18 protein-coding genes and 1 riboswitch are annotated in these 22,984 nt (G+C 44.4%); of the genes, 3 read left to right on the forward strand and 15 right to left on the reverse strand.

Going from position 1 to position 22,984, the window contains the following annotated elements; genetic code table 11:
• Positions 1 to 165: 165 nt before the first annotated feature.
• The 12 genes from Q7P41_RS09220 to Q7P41_RS09275 form a co-directional block, all read right to left on the reverse strand.
• The gene (locus tag Q7P41_RS09220; RefSeq protein WP_303883705.1) at positions 166 to 1,929 is read right to left on the reverse strand and encodes an ATP-binding protein; all 1,764 of its coding nucleotides are present in this window, start codon (positions 1,927 to 1,929) and stop codon (positions 166 to 168) included.
• Entirely contained in the window at positions 1,916 to 2,623 is a 708-nt protein-coding gene (locus Q7P41_RS09225) for a response regulator transcription factor (RefSeq protein WP_303883707.1), read from the reverse strand. The genes Q7P41_RS09220 and Q7P41_RS09225 overlap by 14 nt, the downstream gene beginning before the upstream one ends.
• Positions 2,620 to 3,312, reverse strand: a complete 693-nt coding sequence (gene phoU, locus Q7P41_RS09230) for a phosphate signaling complex protein PhoU (protein ID WP_303883709.1) — start codon at positions 3,310 to 3,312, stop codon at positions 2,620 to 2,622. Before phoU ends, Q7P41_RS09225 begins: the two co-directional genes overlap by 4 nt.
• Before the next feature lie 59 nt (positions 3,313 to 3,371).
• A complete protein-coding gene (pstB, locus tag Q7P41_RS09235) occupies positions 3,372 to 4,145 on the reverse strand; it encodes a phosphate ABC transporter ATP-binding protein PstB (RefSeq protein ID WP_303883710.1) in 774 nt (257 codons plus the stop codon).
• 27 nt (positions 4,146 to 4,172) lie between these two features.
• Positions 4,173 to 5,036: a phosphate ABC transporter permease PstA gene (pstA, locus tag Q7P41_RS09240; RefSeq protein ID WP_303883712.1), complete on the reverse strand. Its 864-nt coding sequence runs from the start codon at positions 5,034 to 5,036 to the stop codon at positions 4,173 to 4,175.
• Entirely contained in the window at positions 5,027 to 5,908 is an 882-nt protein-coding gene (gene pstC / locus Q7P41_RS09245; RefSeq protein ID WP_303883714.1) for a phosphate ABC transporter permease subunit PstC, read from the reverse strand. The genes pstA and pstC overlap by 10 nt, the downstream gene beginning before the upstream one ends.
• A gap of 128 nt (positions 5,909 to 6,036) precedes the next feature.
• Entirely contained in the window at positions 6,037 to 6,813 is a 777-nt protein-coding gene (locus tag Q7P41_RS09250; protein ID WP_303883731.1) for a phosphate ABC transporter substrate-binding protein, read from the reverse strand.
• Between the two features lie 374 nt (positions 6,814 to 7,187).
• Positions 7,188 to 8,003 (reverse strand): phosphate ABC transporter substrate-binding protein, encoded by an 816-nt coding sequence (locus tag Q7P41_RS09255; protein WP_303883733.1) that lies wholly within the window; start codon positions 8,001 to 8,003, stop codon positions 7,188 to 7,190.
• Between the two features lie 197 nt (positions 8,004 to 8,200).
• Positions 8,201 to 9,556: a YjiH family protein gene (locus tag Q7P41_RS09260; RefSeq protein WP_303883715.1), complete on the reverse strand. Its 1,356-nt coding sequence runs from the start codon at positions 9,554 to 9,556 to the stop codon at positions 8,201 to 8,203.
• Between the two features lie 544 nt (positions 9,557 to 10,100).
• A complete protein-coding gene (locus tag Q7P41_RS09265; protein WP_303883717.1) occupies positions 10,101 to 11,945 on the reverse strand; it encodes a gamma-glutamyltransferase family protein in 1,845 nt (614 codons plus the stop codon).
• Between the two features lie 30 nt (positions 11,946 to 11,975).
• Positions 11,976 to 13,823: an aldehyde ferredoxin oxidoreductase family protein gene (locus Q7P41_RS09270; RefSeq protein ID WP_303883719.1), complete on the reverse strand. Its 1,848-nt coding sequence runs from the start codon at positions 13,821 to 13,823 to the stop codon at positions 11,976 to 11,978.
• A gap of 21 nt (positions 13,824 to 13,844) precedes the next feature.
• Positions 13,845 to 13,968, reverse strand: a riboswitch (molybdenum cofactor riboswitch).
• 223 nt (positions 13,969 to 14,191) lie between these two features.
• Entirely contained in the window at positions 14,192 to 15,763 is a 1,572-nt protein-coding gene (locus tag Q7P41_RS09275; RefSeq protein WP_303883720.1) for a hypothetical protein, read from the reverse strand.
• Positions 15,764 to 15,984: 221 nt separating this feature from the next.
• Here Q7P41_RS09275 and Q7P41_RS09280 point away from each other — a divergent pair, with 221 nt between their 5' ends.
• Positions 15,985 to 16,704, forward strand: coding sequence for an NAD-dependent deacylase (locus tag Q7P41_RS09280; protein WP_303883722.1), 720 nt, complete (start codon positions 15,985 to 15,987; stop codon positions 16,702 to 16,704).
• Between the two features lie 35 nt (positions 16,705 to 16,739).
• Here Q7P41_RS09280 and Q7P41_RS09285 read toward each other — a convergent pair whose 3' ends face one another.
• The 3 genes from Q7P41_RS09285 to Q7P41_RS09295 are packed head-to-tail and all read right to left on the reverse strand — an operon-like array spanning position 16,740 to position 20,849.
• Positions 16,740 to 17,978 (reverse strand): glycosyltransferase, encoded by a 1,239-nt coding sequence (locus Q7P41_RS09285; protein WP_303883723.1) that lies wholly within the window; start codon positions 17,976 to 17,978, stop codon positions 16,740 to 16,742.
• Between the two features lies 1 nt (position 17,979).
• A complete protein-coding gene (locus Q7P41_RS09290; protein ID WP_303883724.1) occupies positions 17,980 to 18,618 on the reverse strand; it encodes a DUF5752 family protein in 639 nt (212 codons plus the stop codon).
• On the reverse strand, positions 18,618 to 20,849 hold the full coding sequence (locus Q7P41_RS09295; RefSeq protein ID WP_303883726.1) for a bifunctional alpha,alpha-trehalose-phosphate synthase (UDP-forming)/trehalose-phosphatase: 2,232 nt from the start codon (positions 20,847 to 20,849) through the stop codon (positions 18,618 to 18,620). Before Q7P41_RS09295 ends, Q7P41_RS09290 begins: the two co-directional genes overlap by 1 nt.
• Before the next feature lie 330 nt (positions 20,850 to 21,179).
• Between Q7P41_RS09295 and Q7P41_RS09300 the strand changes: the two genes are divergently transcribed.
• Positions 21,180 to 22,355 (forward strand): putative DNA modification/repair radical SAM protein, encoded by a 1,176-nt coding sequence (locus Q7P41_RS09300; RefSeq protein ID WP_303883728.1) that lies wholly within the window; start codon positions 21,180 to 21,182, stop codon positions 22,353 to 22,355.
• Between the two features lie 38 nt (positions 22,356 to 22,393).
• Positions 22,394 to 22,939: an NTPase gene (locus Q7P41_RS09305; RefSeq protein WP_303883730.1), complete on the forward strand. Its 546-nt coding sequence runs from the start codon at positions 22,394 to 22,396 to the stop codon at positions 22,937 to 22,939.
• The last annotated feature ends 45 nt before the right edge of the window (positions 22,940 to 22,984 follow it).

A 22,984-nucleotide genomic window follows, 5' to 3' on the forward strand; every position in this document is an offset into this window, starting at 1 on the left:
TAATTTAATCCGCCAACGCTCTCCTAAAGAGGGTTAAATAATCCTCTTTAATCATTTCATGGGAGGGTTGCTCTTCGTGGAAATATTTTTAGCGGCCATATCGGCCAACTTTTCCAAGTATTCCTCTTTTACGCCAAGGCTTGAAAAGATCCATTAAAAACATCATTACTCTTTCATCTTCGGTAGGTTAATCGTAAATGTAGTCGGTTCCCTTGCTGATGTCACTTCAATCAAACCATTATGAGCTTCAATGATGTTTTTCGCAATGGCTAATCCGAGCCCAAAACCGGTCATTTCTCCTTTTCGTCGGATCTTATCTGTAGAGCTTCTCTTAAACCTATCAAAAATATTTAATACGATATCGGGAGATATGCCAACTCCATTGTCGGAAACAGATATACGCCACCAACGACCTCCGTCCGATAATGAAACAGATATTATGCCTCCCTCTTTTTCTCCATATTTTCTGCGAGTATATTTTATTGCGTTGTCAATCACGTTTCCTATAGCCCTCTTTAACTCCTCCGGTGATCCCATGGTAAAGGCATCCTTCAGCTGTATATTTACGTTCCATTTTATGTTTCGTCCTTGGGGGTAGCTTTTGTATTCATTTACTAGATCTTCTATTAGTTGATCAAGCCTTATTTTGTGTCTATTCTGAGCCATCGTTTCTATCGATTGCCCTTCCAGCCTTGCAAGGTAGAGCAAATTATCGACCAGATTGGATACACGGTCCTGCTGTTCTATAATCTTTTTAAGTAATTCCTCTCGTTCCTCTTTGGAAAGATCCGGGCTATCTAGCATTATTTCAGCCGCTGCCTTTATGACCGTCATAGGAGTCTGGAACTCATGACTTGCCTCGGCAATAAAATTTCTCATGGCGATTTCTAGTTGCCTTTGTTCTGTGACATCTGTTATTAAAAATAAAAATCCGCTCCCAATGCTTTTGCCCTTACAACATAAGTATTTCTTTTCCGGCTTAGAAATATCGAAATATGTCTCCGATTCGGGGGCTTCTTTCAGGCGATCATAAAGTTCTATTAACTTGGGTATTCCAATAACTCCGACAAAGGGTTTCCCAACGTAGCTTCCTTCGTGCATGGCCAACAAACTTATGGTACTTTCGTTGAGATAACGTATTTTTCCGTGGTTGTCGGCAAGAACCACACCTGCAGGCAGGGAATCCAGTAATTGTTTTAGATTATCTTTTTGTTGGCTGAGGAGTGCTAGGGTTTGTTGCAGATTTTCGGACATTTCCTTTAAAGAAGCAGCTAAATTTGAAACTTCTGGGGGACCGACAAGTGAGAATTTTGCAGCGTGCCCCGAAGCTAAATTTGCTGCCACCGAACTAAGTTCACTGAGAGGGTGTAAAATCCTTCGAACTATTAAATGACCTAGTAAAATTGCAAACGCAAATAACGATAATAAGGCTAGGAAAAAGTACGTGTTTAACTTTTGACTGATCCTTGAAACTTGAACTAATGGTTTTGATAGCATTACTATAACGTTGCCATCTATCAAATCGATCTTTTTAAAAACATTAACAGTATGTAGTCGCAACGTTTTATTATACGTGCAACTCACGTTGTAAGGCTCCTTGAGCGCCCTTTGAAACTCAGGCCTTACATAAAGGTATTCTATTTTTGCTTCTTCGGGTTGGCTATCCCATAAATTTTTTCCATTGGCATCGTACAATAATATTCTTGCGTTCGTTAAACCTTTGTTGATAGTTAAAAATTGGACGGCTCCCTGGCGATTCATTGGTTGTATCGATATTGATATCTCATCTGCTACGTTTGATAGCTCAGCAATAGAATACTCCACCAACGAACGTTCACAAGTTTTCAATGCAATGTACCATGACAACCCAAGAGACAGCAACACCAAGATGCATGTGAAAAAGATGATCTGGATCTTAATGCTTCTCATCGCTCACACAGCTATCGGCTATTTTGTAGCCTCGATATCGAATGGTCCTAATTAGATTAGGATCAATCCCTGCTTCTTTGAACTTTGTCCTCAATCTGCAAATGTGGGCATCAATGGCACGAGACTCTCCCAACAACGTTCCCCATACTTTTACCAGCAATTCCTCTCTTGATGTAATTTTTGGTGCATTCTTCAATAAAACCTTCATGATCCTGGTTTCAATAGGTGTTAAATCGATCGTTACATGGTCATATTGCAATTCATTTGCATCCGCATTTAGCTTAAATCGTCCATGATTTATTATCCCATTGGATTGAGGTGTAACTCTTCTTAAAACCGATCTGATTCTGGCGTGTAATTCAGCGAGGGAGAAGGGCTTTTTCACGTAGTCATCTGCACCCAGCTCAAAACCTTCAATTACGTCTCTTTCATCTCGTCTGGCTGTAAGAATTATTATAGGTATATCCCTGGTAAGAGGATCTTTTTTTAATCTACGACAAACTTCCCAGCCGTCCATCGATGGCAACATTAAGTCTAAGACGACCAGCTTAGGCAACAGTTCGTAGCACAATTCCAGTGCTTTATCCCCATCTTGTGCTATGGTAACATCAAATCCCTTCGTTATTAAATAGCGACTGATAAGAGACGCTATATCTTCTTCATCTTCAACGACGAGAATTCGCTCTCCTTTCAATCCTTATCCTCCTTTGGCCTCCTGATTTGAGAGGCGCTCACTTTCTTTCCGGTAACCAAGTATATAACCCTTTCGGCTAAATTTGTGGCGTGATCGCCAGCCCTTTCTAAGGTACGGGAAATTAACAGAAGCTCCGTTGCCTGCTCTATAACACGTGGCCTTTCCATCATTATTAATAGAAGTTCGTGAAAAATTTGCCGATCCAGATCATCGACCTCATCGTCAAGGCGACAAACCTCTTCTGCCTTCTTTATATCTTTTTCCATTAACGCTTCCAATGCTAGGTTGACCATTTTTCTTATGTCAGCTTCCATGCGTGGGATATCTAAAAGAGGTTTAATGTGTGGACGGTCTGAAAGTTTAATGGCACGTTTTGCTATACTTGTCCCGTAATCGCCGATGCGTTCTAAATCAACCGCCATGTGCATGATTGCCGAAACAATTCTTAAGTCTTGTCCTAAAGGTTGAAATCTAGCCATAAACTTTAAACAACTCATGTCAATATCTTCTGCGAGCTCATCGAGTATGGCATCACCCTCGATAACTTCTCTTGCTTTCAATACATCTTGCTCTTTTAGAGCAACCACTGAACGCGATAAGGCATCCACGGCTAATCTACCAAGTTTTAATAATTTTTCTTCTAAATTTCTTAATTCGATGTCAATGTGTTCTCTCGCATCTAGCTCCATCTCTCCCGTCAACTCCTTCGTATTTTCTGTTATTGAAGATTAGAGGAGAATTTGATAATTTATCCGAAACGTCCTGTAATATAATCTGCTGTACGTTGATCCTCCGGTGCAGTAAATATCTTTTCGGTAGGTTCCACTTCGATTAATTCGCCCATCAGGAAGAAAGCTGTTACATCCGATATTCTAGCAGCTTGTTGCATATTGTGTGTCACAATAACGATTGTGAAATATTTTTTTAAGTTTCGTATTAATTGCTCAATACGCGCAGTTGCCAGAGGATCAAGAGCAGAAGTTGGTTCATCCATCAAAAGTACTTCGGGTTTTACTGCTATTGCCCTTGCCACGCATAGACGTTGTTGTTGACCTCCCGATAAAGATAAAGCTGATCTCGTCAAAATGCCTTTTACCTCATCCCACAAAGCCGCTGACCTTAGACTGCTTTCAACAATTTCGTCCAATTTCTCCCTGTCTTTAATGCCGTGAAGCCTGGGTCCAAAGGCCACGTTATCGTAAATTGACATGGGAAAGGGGTTGGGGCGTTGAAATACCATCCCTACTTTTTTCCTTAGCTCAATCAATTCGACATTAGAAGAATAAATATTTAGGCCGTCTAAATAAACGTTTCCTTCAACTCTAGTATTTGGTATGAAATCGTTCATTCGATTGAGACATCTTAAAAAACTGCTCTTTCCACAACCAGAAGGCCCTATGAGTGCAGTGACACTTTGGTTGTATATATGCATATTTATGTTTTTTAATGCCGGACTATCGCCATAATATAGACTTAAGTTTTCCACTTTAATTTTTACGTTATTCATAGAATCAATAACCATTTTTCCTGCCCTTCCTTCGTTACATTGTTACATCAGATAGTCTCTACGACTTAGTTTTGCACGCATTATTACACCAATTAAGGTAATCCCGAGGACTAGGGCCATTAAGACTAAAATAGCTCCGTATTGTAAGGGGCGTGTTTTATCGATAAAGGTGCCAGCAGTTGCCAAGACGTATACATGGAACGGCAGTGCCATTACTTCATCGAATAAGCTTTTGGCAATTCCCGGAGTGAAAAAGGCTGCGCCGGTAAACATGATGGGCGCCGTTTCGCCGGCTACTCTTCCCACGGATAAAATTGCCCCGGTAAGCACTGATGGCAAAGCTGCGGGTATAACTACCTTGCTGATGGTTTGCCATTTAGTAGCTCCGAGAGCGTAAGCTGCATCCCTTAGGCTTTGTGGTACGGCTTGCAAGGCTGTCTCTGCTGCCCCGACTATAAGCGGGAGAGCCAAACAACCCAAGGTTAATCCTGCCGACAAAAGGGATGGTTTAAATCTCAATAATATGCAAAAAAATGATAGGCCAAATAAGCCGTAAACTACCGATGGGATACCGGCTAAGCTCCTTATGGCCAATCTAAGAGTTGTAGTATAGATGTCTTCCTTTGCATACTCAACCAAATAAATTGCAGTACACACGCCAACAGGAAGGGAGAACATCATGGACACGATAATAAGCTGCAACGTACCTATGAGTGGAGTCAAAATCCCTCCCTCAGTCATGGAATTGCGGGGTGGCTGCGTTAAAAATTCTATTGATATAGCACCAATCCCTTGGGTCACTATAAAAACCAAAATGCTTAATAAAACTATAATGACCAAAATCATTGAGCTCCATAAAACGTATGTTAATAACCTATCCTTGAACTTTCTAGCATTCAACGCCATTGCCACCTCCAGCGTTTTTCGATCCAAATAGCTGTTAAGTTAAGGATTAACGTCATTAATAAAAGAAGTAAACCGGCAAAAAATAGAGCATGATAATGGGGGGAACCAACGGGTGTTTCGCCCATCTCAGCTGCTATGGTAGAAGTTAGAGGCCTTACTGGATCAAAGAGGCTCTCAGGAATAATGGCAGCGCCGCCAGCCGCCATTAAAACGACCATTGTTTCGCCAACTCCCCTCATCATCCCTAGTAAACATGCTTGAAGAATTCCCGGGAGTGCAGCCGGCAAGACAACTTTTGAGATTGTTTCTTCCCTGGTAGCCCCAAGGGCAAAGGCAGCCGCTCTAATATCTGTGGGAACAGAGGAAATTGCATCATCAGCGAGCGAGCCGGTGATAGGAATTATAAGAAGGCCTAACAGAATGGATGCGTTGAACAAATTGAGCCCCGTCAGCAAATCAAAAGAGTTTTGAAGCCATGGAGCTATGATGACCATTCCTAAAAAACCAAGAACTACAGAGGGTAGAAATCCTAAGATTTCAAGGGTTGGTTTTAATATGTTTCTCAATGTTTTAGGGCATACCTCTGATAAAAATAAGGACACCAAGATGCTGATCGGAAGGGCAATGAGGGAAGACAAAAGAGTTACCGCCAAAGAACCTGCTATTAAGGGCAGCATGCCAAACTCGGGAGGCGAATAGGTTGGATACCAATAAAGACCGAACAATAAGTCCTTTAGTGTAGTAGATTTTAATATGGGTATGCCCTCTTTCGCAAGAAAAAATAATATAAAGATGAGAATAAATATACCGATCATGGCTATTGTGCTAATGGTTATTTTAGCTATGAAATCTGTCGCCTTAAGATCTTTCAACCTCACGGTCCTCCTTGATTAAACTGGATAAAAAAATTTTTATAGCTTTTTCCTCGGAAAGACAATTGATGACTGTGATATGGATTTAAACGAGATTAAATTGGTTTTTCAATGATTTACATTGTTTTTTATCGAATCGTAACAAATCCGGTTCTTTCAACAATCTTTTGGCCTTCGTCGCTCAAGATAAAGTTGATAAAACGCAACGTTTCACCCTGAGGCCACCCTCTGGTGAACATGAACAAATATCGGGATATGGGAAATTCGCCTGTACGAACGGTCTCGGGAGTTGCTTCAACGTCTTCCACTTTCAGGCCTTTCACATATTTATTCATATACCCGATTCCTATGTAGCTAATCGCTAACCTATTTTGAGAGACTGCTTGGACGATTGCTCCACTCGAGGCCATAATTTGTGCTCTGGGAGTTACTTTGGCGCCTTTCATGACCTTTTCATCCCAAATTTCAAATGTACCTGAACTGGTGTCCCTCGTTATTACGGCTATTCCTTTGTCCGGACCACCAACTTCTTTCCAGTTCGTTATTTTCCCGATGTATATATCCCTTAATTGTTCTAAAGTTAAATTATCGACCGGATTTTCAGGGTGAACGATAGGGATTATTGCATCTATTGCCACTCCAAATGGGACGGGGTAGGCGCCTTTTTTAAAGGCCATTTCAGCTTCTTCCACTTCTATAAACCTGGATGAATTGGCTATATCGCATGTCCCGTCTATTAGAGCTTTGATTCCGTTTCCGCTTCCTTCACCTGAGAGCGAACATTTAATATCGGGATAAAGAGCTACGTAACTTTCTATGACCGCCTGCGCTATTGGTAGCACTGTAGTCGAACCTTTTATTATAAGACTTGAAGCTTCAGCGATATTGTTCAACAGGCTTAGCATTAGAATTACCGTTGTAAGTAAAGTTATCGATTTTTTCACCAGGCCATTCCTCCCATCTTGCTTAAGATGGCTTCATGGATTTCCGCATAAATTTTAGCATAACTATGTAGCGTATTTTTTACAGTTATGTAACGGTTATGTAACCCTTCCAGGTTTGAAAAAGTATGAATATATTCCTGCTGTGTGAAGTTTAAAATTATTAGATAGATTGTTTTTCTGATGTCGGCGTTGCAGTTTTGGCTGTACCAAATTCCATTAGAGCTTTTGGTTTGAGAAATTAGAGAATTTAACTGTCGGGAATTTACCCGAACTGTAGTTTAACTATGAAGCTATATGATAACGGCTTAGGTAAATTCCCGACCTCTTGTCTTTAACTACCGAATCGGGACAAACCCTGTATCTGCCACGATTTTCTGCCCCTCATCGCTTAAGACGAAATTGATGAACCTCATCGTCTCTCCCGTCGGCCATCCTCGCGTAAACATGAAAAGATATCTTGAAATCGGGTACTCTCCGGTACGGGCCGTCTCTACACTTGCCTCTATGTTTTCAACATTTAAGCCCTTTAGGCTCTCGTTTAGATACCCTATCCCGATGTAACCGATGGCCGATTGATTTGTCGCAACTACCTGTACGATTGCACCATTTGAGGCCATGACCTGTGCTTTAGGTGTTACTTTGTCACCCTTCATGACCTTTTCTTCCCAAACTTCGTATGTGCCAGAGCTGGTATCCCGCGTCAGCACGGCGATCGGTTTGTCGGACCCCCCAACTTCTTTCCAGTTAGTTATTTTGCCGTTATAAATATCCCTCAGTTGCTGCAACGTGAGGTTGTTCGCTGAATTATCGGGATGAACTACGGGAACTATTGCATCTATTGCCACCCCAAAGGGCACAGGATAAGCGCCCTTTTCGAAAGCTAATTTTACTTCCTCCAATTTAATGAACCTGGAGGAATTGGCTATCTCACACGTTCCGTCTATTAACGCCTTGATTCCATTTCCGCTTCCTTCCCCAGAGATAGAAAATTCTGTATCGGGGTAAAGCGCTTTGTATTTTTCCATAGCTGCCTGAGCTATGGGCAACACCGTGGTAGATCCCTTTAAGGTAAGGCTTGCTGCCAAAGCTCCGTTACCAAACACACCAAGTATCAAAATTGCTGCAAGTAACGACATCACCAATTTTTTCATCATTTACCCCTCCAATTTTTATTTTTAACTTTCAGATGAATGATAACAAAAGGAAGTAACGCATTTATCGCTATGACGTAACAAAATCGTGACATTGACTTAAACCTATATTAATGAGGGGTTTGGCAACAAAAAAGGCAGAGACGAAATCTCTGCCTTTTTATGTGCAATTTGAGCAGAAAAAGAAAATAACAATATCAACAGAACAACCACACAAAGGGGGCTAATAAAAACACTGAAAGCACAGCCCTTATAAAATATATGGCCGTGAGTTCCCAAAAATTTAAAGGTATAGAGGAATTTAATATCAAAACTCCGATCTCGGTCATATAAATTATTCCGGTTGCAGATATGCAGGCACACATAAATTTGCCAGCAACAGTGGTACAGGTCGCTCCAATAACTGCAGCCAAAAATTGATCGGCAAAGGCAAGCACAAAGGCAGGCGCCACTTTGAAAGCTTCGGGAATTCTGACCAACTCCAACAACCACTCAAAGGGCAAAGAAATCCACTGAAATACGGGAGTATAAGTTGCAATGATGAGCACAATGGTACCCCAAGACACGACAAGCGGCATGGTGCTAACGACAAGAAAAGAAAAGGTTTGATAGCAAGTTTTGATTATTGTATTGATACCTTCCTTTTTAGCCCTCTCAACGGCGGAGGCCAAAGCCCATTCGCTCAATGAATACCCCGCAGGAATTTCCCTTTCAGGTATTTGTTGTCCTGACCTCCCCGAGTACGTATCAGGTATGTTTTTAAGGGGCCATATGCGTGGTGCCAATATGGCAAGGATTAGAGACACGATGTAAATGGCAATAAGAATTTGAAAATACATGTGGGGCAAACCAACGAAATCGGCCATCACATAAATATAGGCAACACTTATGACGGAAAAAGATGTAGCGATAATAGACGCTTCACGATCGCTATAATACCCTGCGTCATGTAATCTTGTGGTAATTACGACCCCTACGGAGTTACTTCCAAGCCACGACGCTAAACAATCAATGGCTGACCTTCCGGGAAGCTTAAACAGAGGCTGCATCAGTGGCCGAGCCAAAGTTCCGACGTATTCCATTAATCCGAAGTCCGTTAAAAGCGAAACCGCAGCAGCCAAAACGCTAAAAATCACCAACAAAGAAGGAGCCAGCACCAATGCAGGCGTTCCTCCGGTATCCATGCTCCATATAGCCTCAGGTCCTATCTTGTAAAAAATCATTATGAAAAATATTGCCCCCGCAAGTCTAGAAACAAACCAAAGGGGACCCACCACAAAGAGGTCCTTAAAAAATTGGTTTTTCATGATGGAACTCGGCTTTAAAAGCGTTGCATACACCGTGATAATAGCACTTAACACGACTAAAATCATTGCCGTAACCGTTAAAAACGGTTTAAAGGCATCTTTAGCCCAATCGATGATGATTCCTAATACAGTGTTGAGAGTTCCATCTTGGGGAACGGGGACCAAGAAAAGGAAAATTCCCAATAATGAAGGGATCAAAAAACGCATAATTTCAGCAGTACTGTACTTTCGATTTGACGCATTCATATACCTGCACCCCTAACTATATTAAATGCAATTCCTCGCAAACTATGATCCATATAATTCGTTCCAGGTCAAGTGGTTAAACAAAGATTAATCTTTATTTCAGGATAACAGACATCTCACTGCGTAATTTCTCGTCGATAAATGTCCTTAGGGCAATTCGACCCAACACCCAGCCACCTTTAAGCAGGGCAGCGGTGGCTCACGTTGCCAATATCGGACGATCCCTCAGGATCTGAACACCTTTCAAGTTGTATCCCAAGGTCTCGATATATATTCTCTACATTGATGAATGCGGGGACCAAGGTAATATATATAAACGATGTAAGAGATCGTTATTCCAATGGTAAACCATAGCTGTGATATCCCCCTTATGTAATACCAGCCTGTGTAACCTACAACCGATGCGGCACCTACGATCGTCGTTAATAACGTAAAAAATAACGTTATACCGCCCATTCTTAGCATAGCTGGGAAATGCTACTCCGCCTTTCCCAGCTATGCTGTACAAGTGTCACGTTACTAACCTGGCAGAATACTTTTGCTCTTACAACACCCCGATCACAGTACCTTCTCGGCGGGAATCAGCTCCGCCGTAAATTTTGCCACTTTCTAGGTCTATGACGATGCTCTGAACGCTACCTTGAACGGTGGGCTCCTCCTTGAATTTATGCCCGCGGGCCTCTAGCTCAATTCGTACTGATTTGGGTATTCCCCTCTCCCAGCTTACCTCGGGATATTTTGAGCTCATGAAACGCGGGGCATCGATGGCCCTTTGTATGCTCATACCGTGATCCAGCAGGTTTGTGATCACTTCCAGCACCGTTACGATGATGGTTGATCCGCCCGGCGAACCTACGCTAAAGGCTGGTTTTCCACCTTTAAACACTATCGTCGGAGTCATGCTGCTTCGAGGACGTTTGTGAGGCTCTACTTGGTTGATACCGCCTGGGGTAAAATCGAAATCGGTCATTTCGTTGTTGAGCATGAAGCCATATCCGGGCACCATCATTCCGCTGCCGAAGGCTTCTTCTATTGTAGTAGTGTAAGATACCATGTTGCCCCATTTATCCAACACAGTAAAATGGGTTGTCTCCCCCCTTTCGTCCAAGGCAGAAACAGTTTGAAAGGCTTTAGCCTGTTTACGATCCTCATACTTCCAGGGATCCCCAGGTTGAACGTCTTTATTTGCAGCTTTCATGTCTATCAAGGCACGGCGTTCTTCAATATATTTGGGATTTAAATACCCTTTATACGGGATATCCACGAAGTCACTGTCCGCCAAATATTCGCCACGATCCGCATAGGCCAAATGCATGGTCTCTATCATGAGATGCATGGTATCAGCTCTGTATGGACCCATTGACTTTAAATCGAAGCCTTCCAATATTTTGAGCATCTGCAGGAGCGTAAGCCCTCCAGAGCTGGGTGGGCACATGGTCACGATCTCATAACCGCGATAAGTGCCTCGCACGGGCTCCCGCAAAGCTACCTCGTAGCCAGCCAGATCTTCCATCGTCATTCGCCCATGACGTGACCGCACTGTTTCGACGACTGCTTTCCCGATTTCACCGGCATGCTCTGCTATCTTTTTTTCATCGAATTTTGCCTTGATCGCCCCTTTAATTTCGTCTGTATCTTTGAGGCCCTTTAACGCCAATAGATCACCAGATCCGTCCGGGATCTTGCCGTAGAAAACCGCCGGACCGTAATCCCTTATGAGCTTAAATGTCTTCGCCAGGTCAGGCTGGAGTAAAAAAGTCCCCTCAGGCAAAGGTTCTCCCTTGGGCGCGAACACTTTTTTGGCTGCATCGTTAAACTTTTTCATTTCCTCTTTTATGCTTTCTGCCAAAGGACGATTGATCTTGTGACCATTTTCAGCTAGCTCGATTGCAGGTTCGATCAGATCTGCCCAAGGCAACGTGCCGTAAAGTTCGTACGCTTTATAAAGGCCCATCAAAGTGCCCGGCACACCCACGGAATTACCGGAACGTACGGCATCCGCAAATTCCATGGGGGTGCCATCTTCTTTTAGGAACATATCTGGCGTTGCAGCGGAAGGCGCCTTTTCCCTTGAGTCGATGATGAGGACTTTATTCTCATCGGCAAGGTAGATCATCATAAAACCTCCGCCCCCAATGCCGCTCATCATAGGTTCCACTACGTTTAGGGCAAATTGAACCGCTATAGCAGCATCCACGGCATTGCCGCCCTTTGCCAATATTTGAGCTCCCACTTGAGAAGACAGGGGATGGGCCGTTGAGACCATCGCGCTATAGGGTGATGGCGCTCCTACCGGAACCCCCGGCGATGCTGCCAAAGCAAAGGTAGAAATAGACATGCAAAACAACAACACTAAACATACCCCAAACCCAATTTTCCAACTCTTCATTTTCCTCTCCTCCTTTGCCTTACATCTCTTTCAAAGCCCAAGTTCGTCAAGTTTTTGTCGTGTAGGTACCCCTTGCGAATCCCACCCCTTGGCCTCGTAAATGAGGTCGAGCAACCTATCCTGGTTTACAACACACCCCTTGGCAGGACCGTCCGGTGCGGGCTCTTTGCTGAATCGTTCAGGTAAATAATCATCTTTTCTGGTGAAGCCCTCTCTCACATTAAATAAACGTTCCAGGTTAAGGACTCGTTCGCTGATCTTAAAAAGATCTTTATATGAGCATTCCATTCCCGTAGCACTGCTAAAAAGCTCTGCCCAAGTCTTTGCTTTTATAGCAAGAGTTATGCTCGTAAACAAACATACACCCAGCAAGTTGGTCGCCATGAAATATTCTTCTAAAGGCTTGACCCATGCCTTATTCTCCTCGCTAAGGGGATCAACGTGCTCAAATACCCCCACCTCTTCTTCCAAATAGCCGAAGGCATCGATTATTGCGCCATAGGGTCTCAAATGGTCCGCCCCACGGGGCGAAATCATGTGCGACAAGGCTTCGCCCTTGCTGGCCCTGACTCCGTCAGCAGCCATTTCAAGGCCCTTCACGTGCATGACGTATTTCTCTGCATCCCCTCCAATTTCTTTCGCTGCTCGGAGAGACCCTTCCCCCAAAAGTGTTGCAAATGCCCCTTTTCGCAATGCAATACGTTCCACGAGCTCCACTATGGCGTCTCCGTTTCCCCAGGTAAGCTCTAAGCCTTCGGTGGTCGTAGCGTCAATTATGCCCTTTTCGTACCATTCCATCGCTGTAGCGATCACTTGGCCAGCAGATATGACGTCAAGCCCAGCGTCGTTAGAAATGTAATTCGCAACAGTGATGGAATAAAGATCAGTGTTGCCCAATTTTTGCCCGAAAGCCGCAACGGTTTCATATTCCGGGCCTGTACCAGAAAGTCCTTTGTACTTCCCTTCAGGAATCCTCGTCCTGCGCACGCAACCTATGGGACAGTTGTAACAACGGTCCTGTTTTACCTCTAACTTTCTGTGATAAGCTTCATATCCGATCTCTTTGTCGAAATCTGTTGTAGTGCGTTGCCAATTATATGCTGGCACCAGGCCAAGCGCGTTCATTGAATCGAAAAAAGATGGAGTCCCGTATTTCATTAATTCATCTCTTACAAAAGCTTCGGCATAAAGTTCTTGGATGGCTTTTTTAACACCGGCATCAAACCTTCCGGGGTCATGAACAGGAAGGCGATCGGCTGAACCGTAAACGGCAACGGCCTTTAGGTTTTTGGACCCCATCACGGCGCCACCGCCTCCACGACCTGCAGCATGATCATTCCCCATCATAACTGCAGCGTATCGGACAAGCCTTTCGCCGCTAGCTCCGATACAGGCAACCTCCGCTTTGGGATTTCCGGTCTCCTTTCTTATGGCCTCCTCGGTATGACCGGTGCTTTTACCCCAGAGTTTTTCCGCGCAGTGAAAGGTCACTTCGTCATCATTGATGAAAATGTAGGTTGGCGATTCGGCGCGCCCGTGTATCACGAGCATATCGTAACCTGCCCTTTTAAGCTGCGGCGCCCATGCTCCGCCCGCATTGGCTGCCCCGATCGTCCCAGTCAAAGGCGACTTGAACATCACTACCGTTCTCCCGCAAGAAGGCGCCTTGGTATCGGTAAGAGGACCACAAATAAACAGAAGCTTGTTATCTTCACTTAAAGGATCTACGTTTTCTGGAAGGTTCAAGGAAAGGTATTTAGCTCCAAATCCCTCTCCGCCTATGTAGTTTAAAACCCATTCATCCGGAATTTGCTCGACCCAGTACTTCTTTTCGGTAAGATTCACATTTAAGATCTTCCCATTGTAGCAGTTATACACTTTACTCCCCCTCCTCGGATAGGCACACTCATTTGTTTTCCTTTCCAAAGATGGGAGGCATAACCGTTTCCCGCTATGCCCTATCGGCTGGCAGCCATCTCCTTGACTTGCGAGGAAGGCCGACAACTCGGAAAACATGGTACATAACGTACCGTCTTAGACTACCGCACCAACTCCTTCAATAAGTCATAGTCTGGATCTTCTGCCTGCTTTCCAGGTAACGTCCTCTCAGTCTTTTGACTCACCTCCTAACCCACAAAAACTTGCCTTATGTTTTTATAGTTAATTTACGTATTAATTATAACTCTGAACAGCACTTCAATCACATTTTTTCGTAAAGGCTATTTTAAGCATTGTAAGAACATTAGTTAGTCTAACTCCAGGGAAAGTCCCTGGTGTGGCACAATCACCCTGGTCAGCCCATCAAAGCGACGGAAAAACTCAGTATTTTCTGTATGCACAGGAACAAGAACCTCGGGTTGCAGCGTTTCCACCAATTCTTCTATCCCTGGGCCGTGGATGTGGCCACTGGCATGAAACCCCGACTTCTCTCTGTCCTTGCCCAAAGCGCCGTACAGTTTGAAACCAAAGAATTTTATCCAGTTACATACCTTTTCGTGATCAAGTAGCATCTCTTCATTGAAAGCCTCACTAGAGGAGTAGATGTAAGTCCCGCATTTTGGTTCGATATCCAGCAAGGCGTGGAAGTCGTAGTAGGAGAAACACAGAATTAAGCTTCCCTGCTCAGCTTTAACCCTTCCCGCATCCATCAACCTTTCGGGGGCGCGCTCCCTAAACATGGCAAGCAACTCTTCCTCCCACTTTTGGCGCACAGCCTTGGGACGAGCATATAGGGCTATTCTGTCATCTTTGTAGGGGTCAGGAACAGAGAGTTCATCCGCCGCACGCAGGGCTTCGAGCAAATATACATCCTTTGGGGTGAGAACCAGCAATCTGTCAGTCTCCCTGGCTATTTCCAGAAACGACAGCAGCCGCTCGACATTCCTGGGGCCGAAGTCAGCCACCACCAGGCCGTTGGTCTCCTTTACAACCTGAAAACAGTTGGCGGCCACTTGTTCCTCCGTTACTGGTCTCTCAACCATGGGGTGCGTTCCCTCGCAGATGAGCGCCCTGGGTTTGAGCTTGGCAGCTTCATTAATAAAGCGCTCGCTCAGACACCCTCGTTTACCATGGAGCCTGATATCTCCAGTATATACCACCCAACCCGCCGAAGTTTTCACAGCAAAAGCCCCTGCGCCAGGTATGGAGTGATCGACGGGCCAGAAGCGCACCTCAAGGTTTGCTATCTCAGCAACGTCCCCGCATCCCTCTAACTGCCGGCAGTCCAACTCCCGAGAAGTACTGCAACGTTCCCAAAATTTATGCGCAGCGGGGGGTATGATATCCTTACCGAAGACATGATAGGGACGCTGACAGTACGGTACCTTCTTGTAGTGGGTCGTTTTCAGCAAGTCATCCTTTAATTCCCGCGGAGCCGTATAACATATTTCCTGTAATCTGGCTCCCCCACCTGTATCCTGCAGGGCCTTGCAAACAACTGCACTAGTGATGCTAGTAAATATCGGAATGTCCTCCCTGAGATAGGAAAGATACCCGCAGTGATCAAAATGGGCATGGGAAAGGAGAACTCCCTGTGCTTCTATCTCTTTGAACAGCGGATGGCCGGAGAATCTTTCCCATACGCCGGGATACTCTAGGTCGGAACGATAAATGCCCATAAGCGGGGGCAGCATGCCAAAGACCAGTAGATCCATGAATCCAAAGGTGCTTCGGGGCTGGAGGAATTCGTCAAAGTACATTCCTTCGGCCTTAAAGTTGGTGCCAAAATCCATGAAAAGGCCCACTCCGCTGTCTTCCAGCAGTATCTTATTGCCGCCAATGCAATTCGTCCCATCGTAAAAGGTCATTTTAAGTGACAAAATCATCAACCCTCCTGTTTATTTTCACAAATACTTTGAGAAAACCTTAGGGTAGTCCTTTTTGTTGCAGAGTAACCTTTCCTATTGCTTGCTTAGTCCCTTTTTACATACTATACTGTACATTGCAGTAAACCAAGTGAAACAAAGCAAAAGTATGACTGGTTTTCAGCTATATTTTTCGCAAATTGTCTACAAATATTTTCTTCAAGGGTGAAGTATAAATGGATGTATTGGAACGCATTGCGGATCACCTCAGTAAAAAAGAGGTGGTAGTCTTAACCGGCGCAGGGATGAGCACGGCTTCGGGGTTGCCCGACTTTCGCGGTGACCAAGGGCTATGGAAAAACCGTGATCCTAGACAATTGGCTTCGATAGAAGCGATGAGACACAATCCTGAGGAATTTTATGAATTTTACCGCTACAGAATCCAAGCGCTGCTTGGGGTCAAACCGAACAAAGGACATGAAATTCTTGCCAAATGGGAACGTGAGGGATTGCTTTTAGGCATCATAACCCAAAATGTAGATCGCCTGCACCAACAGGCAGGGTCAGCGAAAGTGTACGAGCTTCACGGGAACCTTCGAGAGGTTCTTTGCTCGCTCTGCGGAAGGACATTCGACAGCGTCACGCTTCTAGATCAAATCGAGTGTCCTGAGTGCAACGGTGCCCTGAGACCAAAAGTCGTGTTGTTCGGAGAACTCCTTCCCCAGGAGGCATTGGCAAAAGCTCATGAACTTTCTATGACATGCAGCTGTTTTCTCGTATTAGGATCATCCCTGGAAGTCTCACCTGCCAATCAATACCCCGTCATGGCCAAACGAAGAGGCGCTAAACTTTTCATCGTAAACAGAACCCCTACCCCCTTTGACGACTTAGCTGACGGCGTAATACACGACGACATCACGAAGACGCTTCAAATCATCGATCAAAACCTAATGTGAACACCCTCGTCACGCGTCACTTTAAAACTCAAACATTAAAGACCCATTTCATTCAAACCAACTATATCGTCTTCGTGATATAACGACAAAAAGAGGAGTAAATAATCGCGAATATGCCTTGTTATGAGAAAGTTGTTTTTAATGTGTTCTTTGCCATTCAAGGCTAATCTTTGAGCATAGCCGGGTTCATATAAAAGTTGTTTTAGATAATGTACCGTTCCGTCAATAGAGTGGGTGAGGATCCCGGAATATTTATGTGCGATTTGAAGGGGGATTCCGCCAACCGCCGAGGCGATCACCGGTTTTGCCTTCCACAGACCTTCCGCAACTGTGAGGCCGAATCCTTCTTTGAGCGACTTTTGTAAAATCACGCTTGAAGCCCTTTGAAGCGCATTGATCTCGATATCGCTGGCAGGCGGAAGGAGCAGCACATGTATGTCAGGATCATCTGCAGCGGCATTCTTAACATCTTCTAGGACTTTGGCTCCTTCCGGGTCATCGGTGGCGCCTCCGCCTGCAAGAACGAGCTGGCAATCGATATGCTTTTTGACCCTCTTATACACCTCGATAACGCCTATGGGGTCCTTCAAATAATCAAAACGAGAGATTTGCGTCACTATGGGGCGAGTTCTGTCGATACCGAAGCGATCCAACACGGAATTTATCACTTCCTGAGGCAATTCCCTATTTTTATCGCTTAAGGGATCTATGGAGGGAGAGATCAAAACTTGAGGTATGCTCAACTTCCTCGCAAAGGCCGGCGCTGAAAACACTGCGCTATCATATTTTTCGATATATAACTTTAGAAAAGCCATAACTTCTTCCTTGGGAGTAGTAAAATCAATGTGACATCTCCACACCCACTTTTTGCCCAGGGTCTCTTTCTGTTCAACCAGGGCAATTGGCTGAGGGTCGTGGATGAACAAGATATCACCGCAAAGATCCATTTCTTTGGCATTTTGTCGGTTAACTTCCTGAAAGTACATGAGCTCTTTGAGCGACACCTCTACGTCAACGCCGTGCAAGGCGTTGTGCATCTTTTTCGTAATGTTAAAAAACTTCTCGTCACCCTTAATTACGTCCCAACGAGCATCCACTCCGAGTTGTCTTAAAAGATTTATCATCCGAGACAGAATCTCTGCTACTCCTCCGCCTACGGCAGTGGAATTTACATTCTGAATGACCTTGCCCTTGAGTTTATCGGCAAGTAAAAATAGCTCATCGATAACAGCTTGTCCCACTATTGAAGAATAATCTTTAATGTTTGCCATCATTTCAATCATCTCTCCCCAATATTCTGATGATTTTCTGCCTCAAGCCCTCGAGAGTAAAGGCGTAAGGGTCCAACCTCGATATTTGATCAGCCAATTTTTCCTCTCCGATATTCCTCAGCCAGGCAGAAAAATCGTTCTCTCTTCTTTGGTAGCGCAATTTAGGCTCAAAAATATGAAAGCAAAGTGAATTAATATGCACCTTCTCCAGATCTTCCCTTAACTCGTCCACGTCTTTTGCGATGAACGGCGTGGGATACACAAAAGTCTTGCAGTCAAAAAAGTGAAATTCATGTCCCTCAATGCAATCGCTAATGTATTCCCCGCTTAATATATGATTTTCAAGTCTTGTAACATATTCCTTTCTGAGATCTTCCAGGGAGTCTATATTAATGATATCCACGCTTGAAATGCTTTCTCCCAGCTCTCTTAGCCCCAGAATATTAGTTATCCAGTAAGCAAAATCGTTAGGAGGCTCGGGAGAAACTCGATAATGCTGTTGGAGAAATCTGTGGGTGTGATAATATATCGAAGATGAGGGCACCTTTTTAATACCTTCAAGTAGCTGAATTGGATTCCTTGATTTTATGCCAAGCAACATGACGCAATGAGCCTCGGAAAAAAAGCGAAATGCTTTCTCCATTACCCTTCACTCCTCGCGCAGTTATTTATTTCCTTTAATAACTTCCTAACATCTTTATAACTCATCACATTAGATCTTGCACTAGAAGGCACCATTCCCACTCTTATCGTCCAAGCTGAAGGCGGCAAACTTCGGAAAAAGTCCTCGTCTGTCCTGTCATCTCCTATGGCCAGGACGAAATCGTAATCCGCCTTCGAAAGGAAATAAAGAGCAGCTTTTCCCTTATCAATTCCAGCATTTCTAATTTCTATCACTTTACTGCCTTGCATTACCTGAACATTCGTATTAGCAGTAAATCGCAACAAAATATCCGTCAACTCCCTTGCTACATCTGCGGCGTGTTCGGGGTCGGCCTTACGATAATGCCAGCTTAGAGAATATTCCTTCTCTTCGACGAAAGAACCAGGAACTTTATCAGCATATTGCATTAACAGAGGAAGTAGCTCTCTTTTCCAATCGGCGCTTACAGGCCTGAGCAACTCCCAATCCTTTCCCTTTTCTTTAATCCAAACGCCATGCTCAGCCACGAAGCCGGCGTCAAGATCTTCTAACCACGACTGAAGGACAGCCCTTTCCCTGCCACTTATAATCACAATGTCCACCCCATCAATTTCAGACAATTCTTGCAGAAGCTTTAAAAGCTCGGCTGGCGGAGCTGCCTTCGCGGGATCCCCTACAAAAGGCACCAAGGTTCCATCGTAATCGAGCAATAATATGCGCCGTTTAGCCCTTTCGAAGGTGTCTAATAATTCTTTTTTTGCGTTTGCATTAAGCATCCTGGTTTGAAACCTTTTTTGCTCACTTTTAATGCCCTCTAATTCGTCTATAAAACTGGTTGCCCACTTGACTACGTCGTAATTTTTTAACCTATTTTGCATGACGCCAATTCGTTTTTTTTGTTCCTTTAAGGGCATTTCAAGCGCTTCCCGGATGGCAGAAGCAATCTCTTCCCTGTCGTTCGGGTTGATCAAAATAGCTTCACCCAGCTCCTTTGAAGCGCCTGCAAACTCGCTTAGAATCAACACGCCCGGCATATCCTTCCTTGAGGCCACGTACTCTTTTGATACTAGGTTCATTCCGTCTCTCAAGGGCGTAATTAAAGCGACATCGCTCATGCTGTAGAGGGCAACCAGTTGATGAAACGGAACGTGGCCGTATTTATATATGATGGGCATCCAGTTGATCGTTCCAAACCTGCCGTTAATGCTGCCAACCATCTCGTCAATTTTGGTCTTGATGGCCTGATACCGATCAACGCCGATCCTGGAAGGAACAACGACGAGCAGTAAGACCATCTTCTCGTGCCATTGCGGGTTTTCCTTTAGGAAAAGTTCAAAGCCCTCGAGCCGGTTTAAAAGCCCTTTTGAATAATCGAGCCTATCGACCGAAATTATCGTTTTCAGGCCCGAAAGAGTATCTTCAAGCTTTTTCCTTTCTGTTTCGGTTTCTTTGGAGCTCACGGCGTTATGAAATCTGAAGAAATCTATGCCCATGGGAAATGTGTCGGCCTTAACCAACCTATCGCCCACGAACATTTTGCCCATGCTGGCTTCAATTCCCAATATGCGCAGCACCGATCTCAAAAAATATTGAGTGTAGTCGTGAGTATGGAATCCTATCAGGTCTGCACCCAAAAGCCCCTCCAATATCCCCGATGCCCATTTTTTGTGCAAAAGGCGAAAGAGCTCATAAGACGGAAAGGGAATGTGAAGGAAAAACCCGATGGAAGCTTCCGGCATCTTACGCCTGATCATGCTGGGAAGCAGCATTAGATGGTAGTCATGGATCCACAGTATATCATTTGGGCGCAACACTTCCATGATGGCATCGCAAAAATATTCATTGACCACCTTATAAGATTCCCAACTTTCCTTTTCGTAGACGACGTAACTTGGGAAATAATGAAACAAGGGCCATATCGTTTTGTTGCAGAAGCCGTGATAAAAGGCCTCCATGGCCTCCTCTCGCACGAACACAGGATGGGCATTGAAATTACTGGCTGCAATTTCTCTTATGTAATCTTTATGCTCGTCTTTTATGGATGCCCCGGGCCATCCAAGCCATACATACTCGACCAGCTCCGTAAAAGCTGAGTGCTGCAGCGAGTCAAGATAGGCGCTCAAGCCCGTCACTAATCCTCCTGCACTCGCCTTTAACTCCAATTTTCCCTCATCCTCCACCACAGTAAAGGGTAACCTGTTGGAAGCAATTATCAGCCTGGCATCGGCCACTCAACCTCGCCTCCTTTTGTGCTACTTTCTATCACATTCTTATCGTTCTTGTCAAGGAAGCGCAGTTTAATTATTTAATTTGTAATGCTATATTTCAATGATGCTCAAAAGATAGATATTTACCCGTTTAATTATAATCGATAGCAAAGCAGTCAGAATATCTGCTCGTTCCAATAAACTGACCCCTGTCGTGAAATACCATGAACTGCTTCGCTGCCACGATCATTTCAAACAGCCACAACAAGCAAAATATTTTTTAGTTAGACGCAAAACAGGTTAAGGAGTAAGATAAAAATGAAAGGGTGTTGTAAAAGGAGATCTTCAAGGGCCATGAAAATCGAAAGGAAGTTGGCGATACTTGCCCAGGCCGCCAAATACGACAGGGTGTGCGGAAAGGGCAAAGAAGAAATTCAAAGAAAAGCACTGCACAACGACATGAGGGACTTTATTTTCTACAGCCCCTGTGCCAGCGGGAGGTATGTGCCCCTTTTAAAGGTGCTTTTTACGAATTACTGCATCAACGACTGCCTGTATTGTTACAACAGGCGCTCTAACGATATAGAAAGAGCGGCTTTTGAACCTCAAGAACTGGCACACGCGACTTACGAACTCTACAGAAAAAACTACATAGAAGGTCTGTTTTTAAGCTCAGGTATCTTTAAAAATTCGGATTACACTATGGAACTAATGATTTTGACTGTCCAAATCCTCAGAAAGGTGTACGGTTTTAAAGGATACATCCATTTAAAGATCATCCCCGGCGCTTCTTTCGACTTAGTAAAAAAAGCTATTAGATTTGCAGACAGGGTAAGCTGTAACATCGAGCTTCCCACGGAAGGCAGCTTAAGACTTTTAGCTCCGGAAAAATCGAAAAATGACATCCTTGGAGCTTTAAGATCTGCTAGAAATTACACACTGGAGCTGGAAAAACACATCTCCGCTTCGACGCAGTTGATAATCGGGGCGACGCCAGAAACGGATAAAACGATCCTTCAGCTTTCCCACGAACTTTACGCGAATAAGCTGGTAAAGCGAGTTTACTACTCTGCCTATATCCCAATCAACTCAAACGACATCTTGCCCCAGATAGAACAACCTCCACTCTTGAGGGAACACAGGTTATATCAGGCAGATTGGCTCATGAGGTTTTACGGCTTCAAGGCGGAAGACATATTCGAAGGCTCTGAGGATCTCTCGCAAGACATGGATCCCAAGATGTGCTGGGCTTTGAGGAACATGCATCTGTTTCCCGTTGACATCAAGAAGGCCCCCTACGAAAAGCTCATACTGGTGCCGGGCATCGGCCCGAAAACGGCCAAAAAGATAATAAAAGCCAGGCGCGAAGGCTACCTGGACGAACAGGGATTAAAGGTGCTTGGCACGTCCCTTAAACGGGCCAGAAACTTCATAACGATCGGCGGAAAACCGTTGCCAAAGGAGCCTCCTTCACAAAAACGGCCCAAAAAGGCTCCGCGTCCTTCTTCAAAACAGCTCGTCTTATTTTAGGCGGAAATATTAATAAAGGAGGGCAAACGATTAGCGCAATGCCCGCGAAGAACATACTCATCACCGGCCGCCCCGGAGTGGGAAAAACCACCCTGATATTTAGACTGATCGAGCAGATCAATTTGCCCTGCGTGGGCTTTTACACGGCAGAAATAAGGGAAAGCGGAAGGAGAACGGGTTTTGAAGCGATAGCCCTGCACGGTCCGAAACTTATCATGTCCCACGTCGACATTAAAAGCCCCTATAGAGTAAGCAAATACGGTGTGGACGTAGCGAACTTTGAACGATTCTTAAAAGAAATTCCTTTCTTCGACCCCAAATATGCTTTTATCGTAATAGACGAGATAGGAAAGATGGAATGTTTCTCGCCCTTGTTTAAAAAATTGATCTTAAAGCTACTGGATCACGATACACCTTTAATAGCCACGATCGCTTTAAGGGGAGACGCCTTCATCGAATCCATAAAGACAAGGCATGACGTTCATGTTTACACCGTTACGTATGACAATAGGGATAAACTTGCCATGGAATTATATCCAGTTCTCAAAGAACTTGCGAAAGGCCGCAATAAAGAGGCAAATTAACTCCTTTGACATCTTTCAAACTTTTATGGAAAGGCTGTGCTTTGA

This window comes from Acetomicrobium mobile, assembly GCF_937920065.1.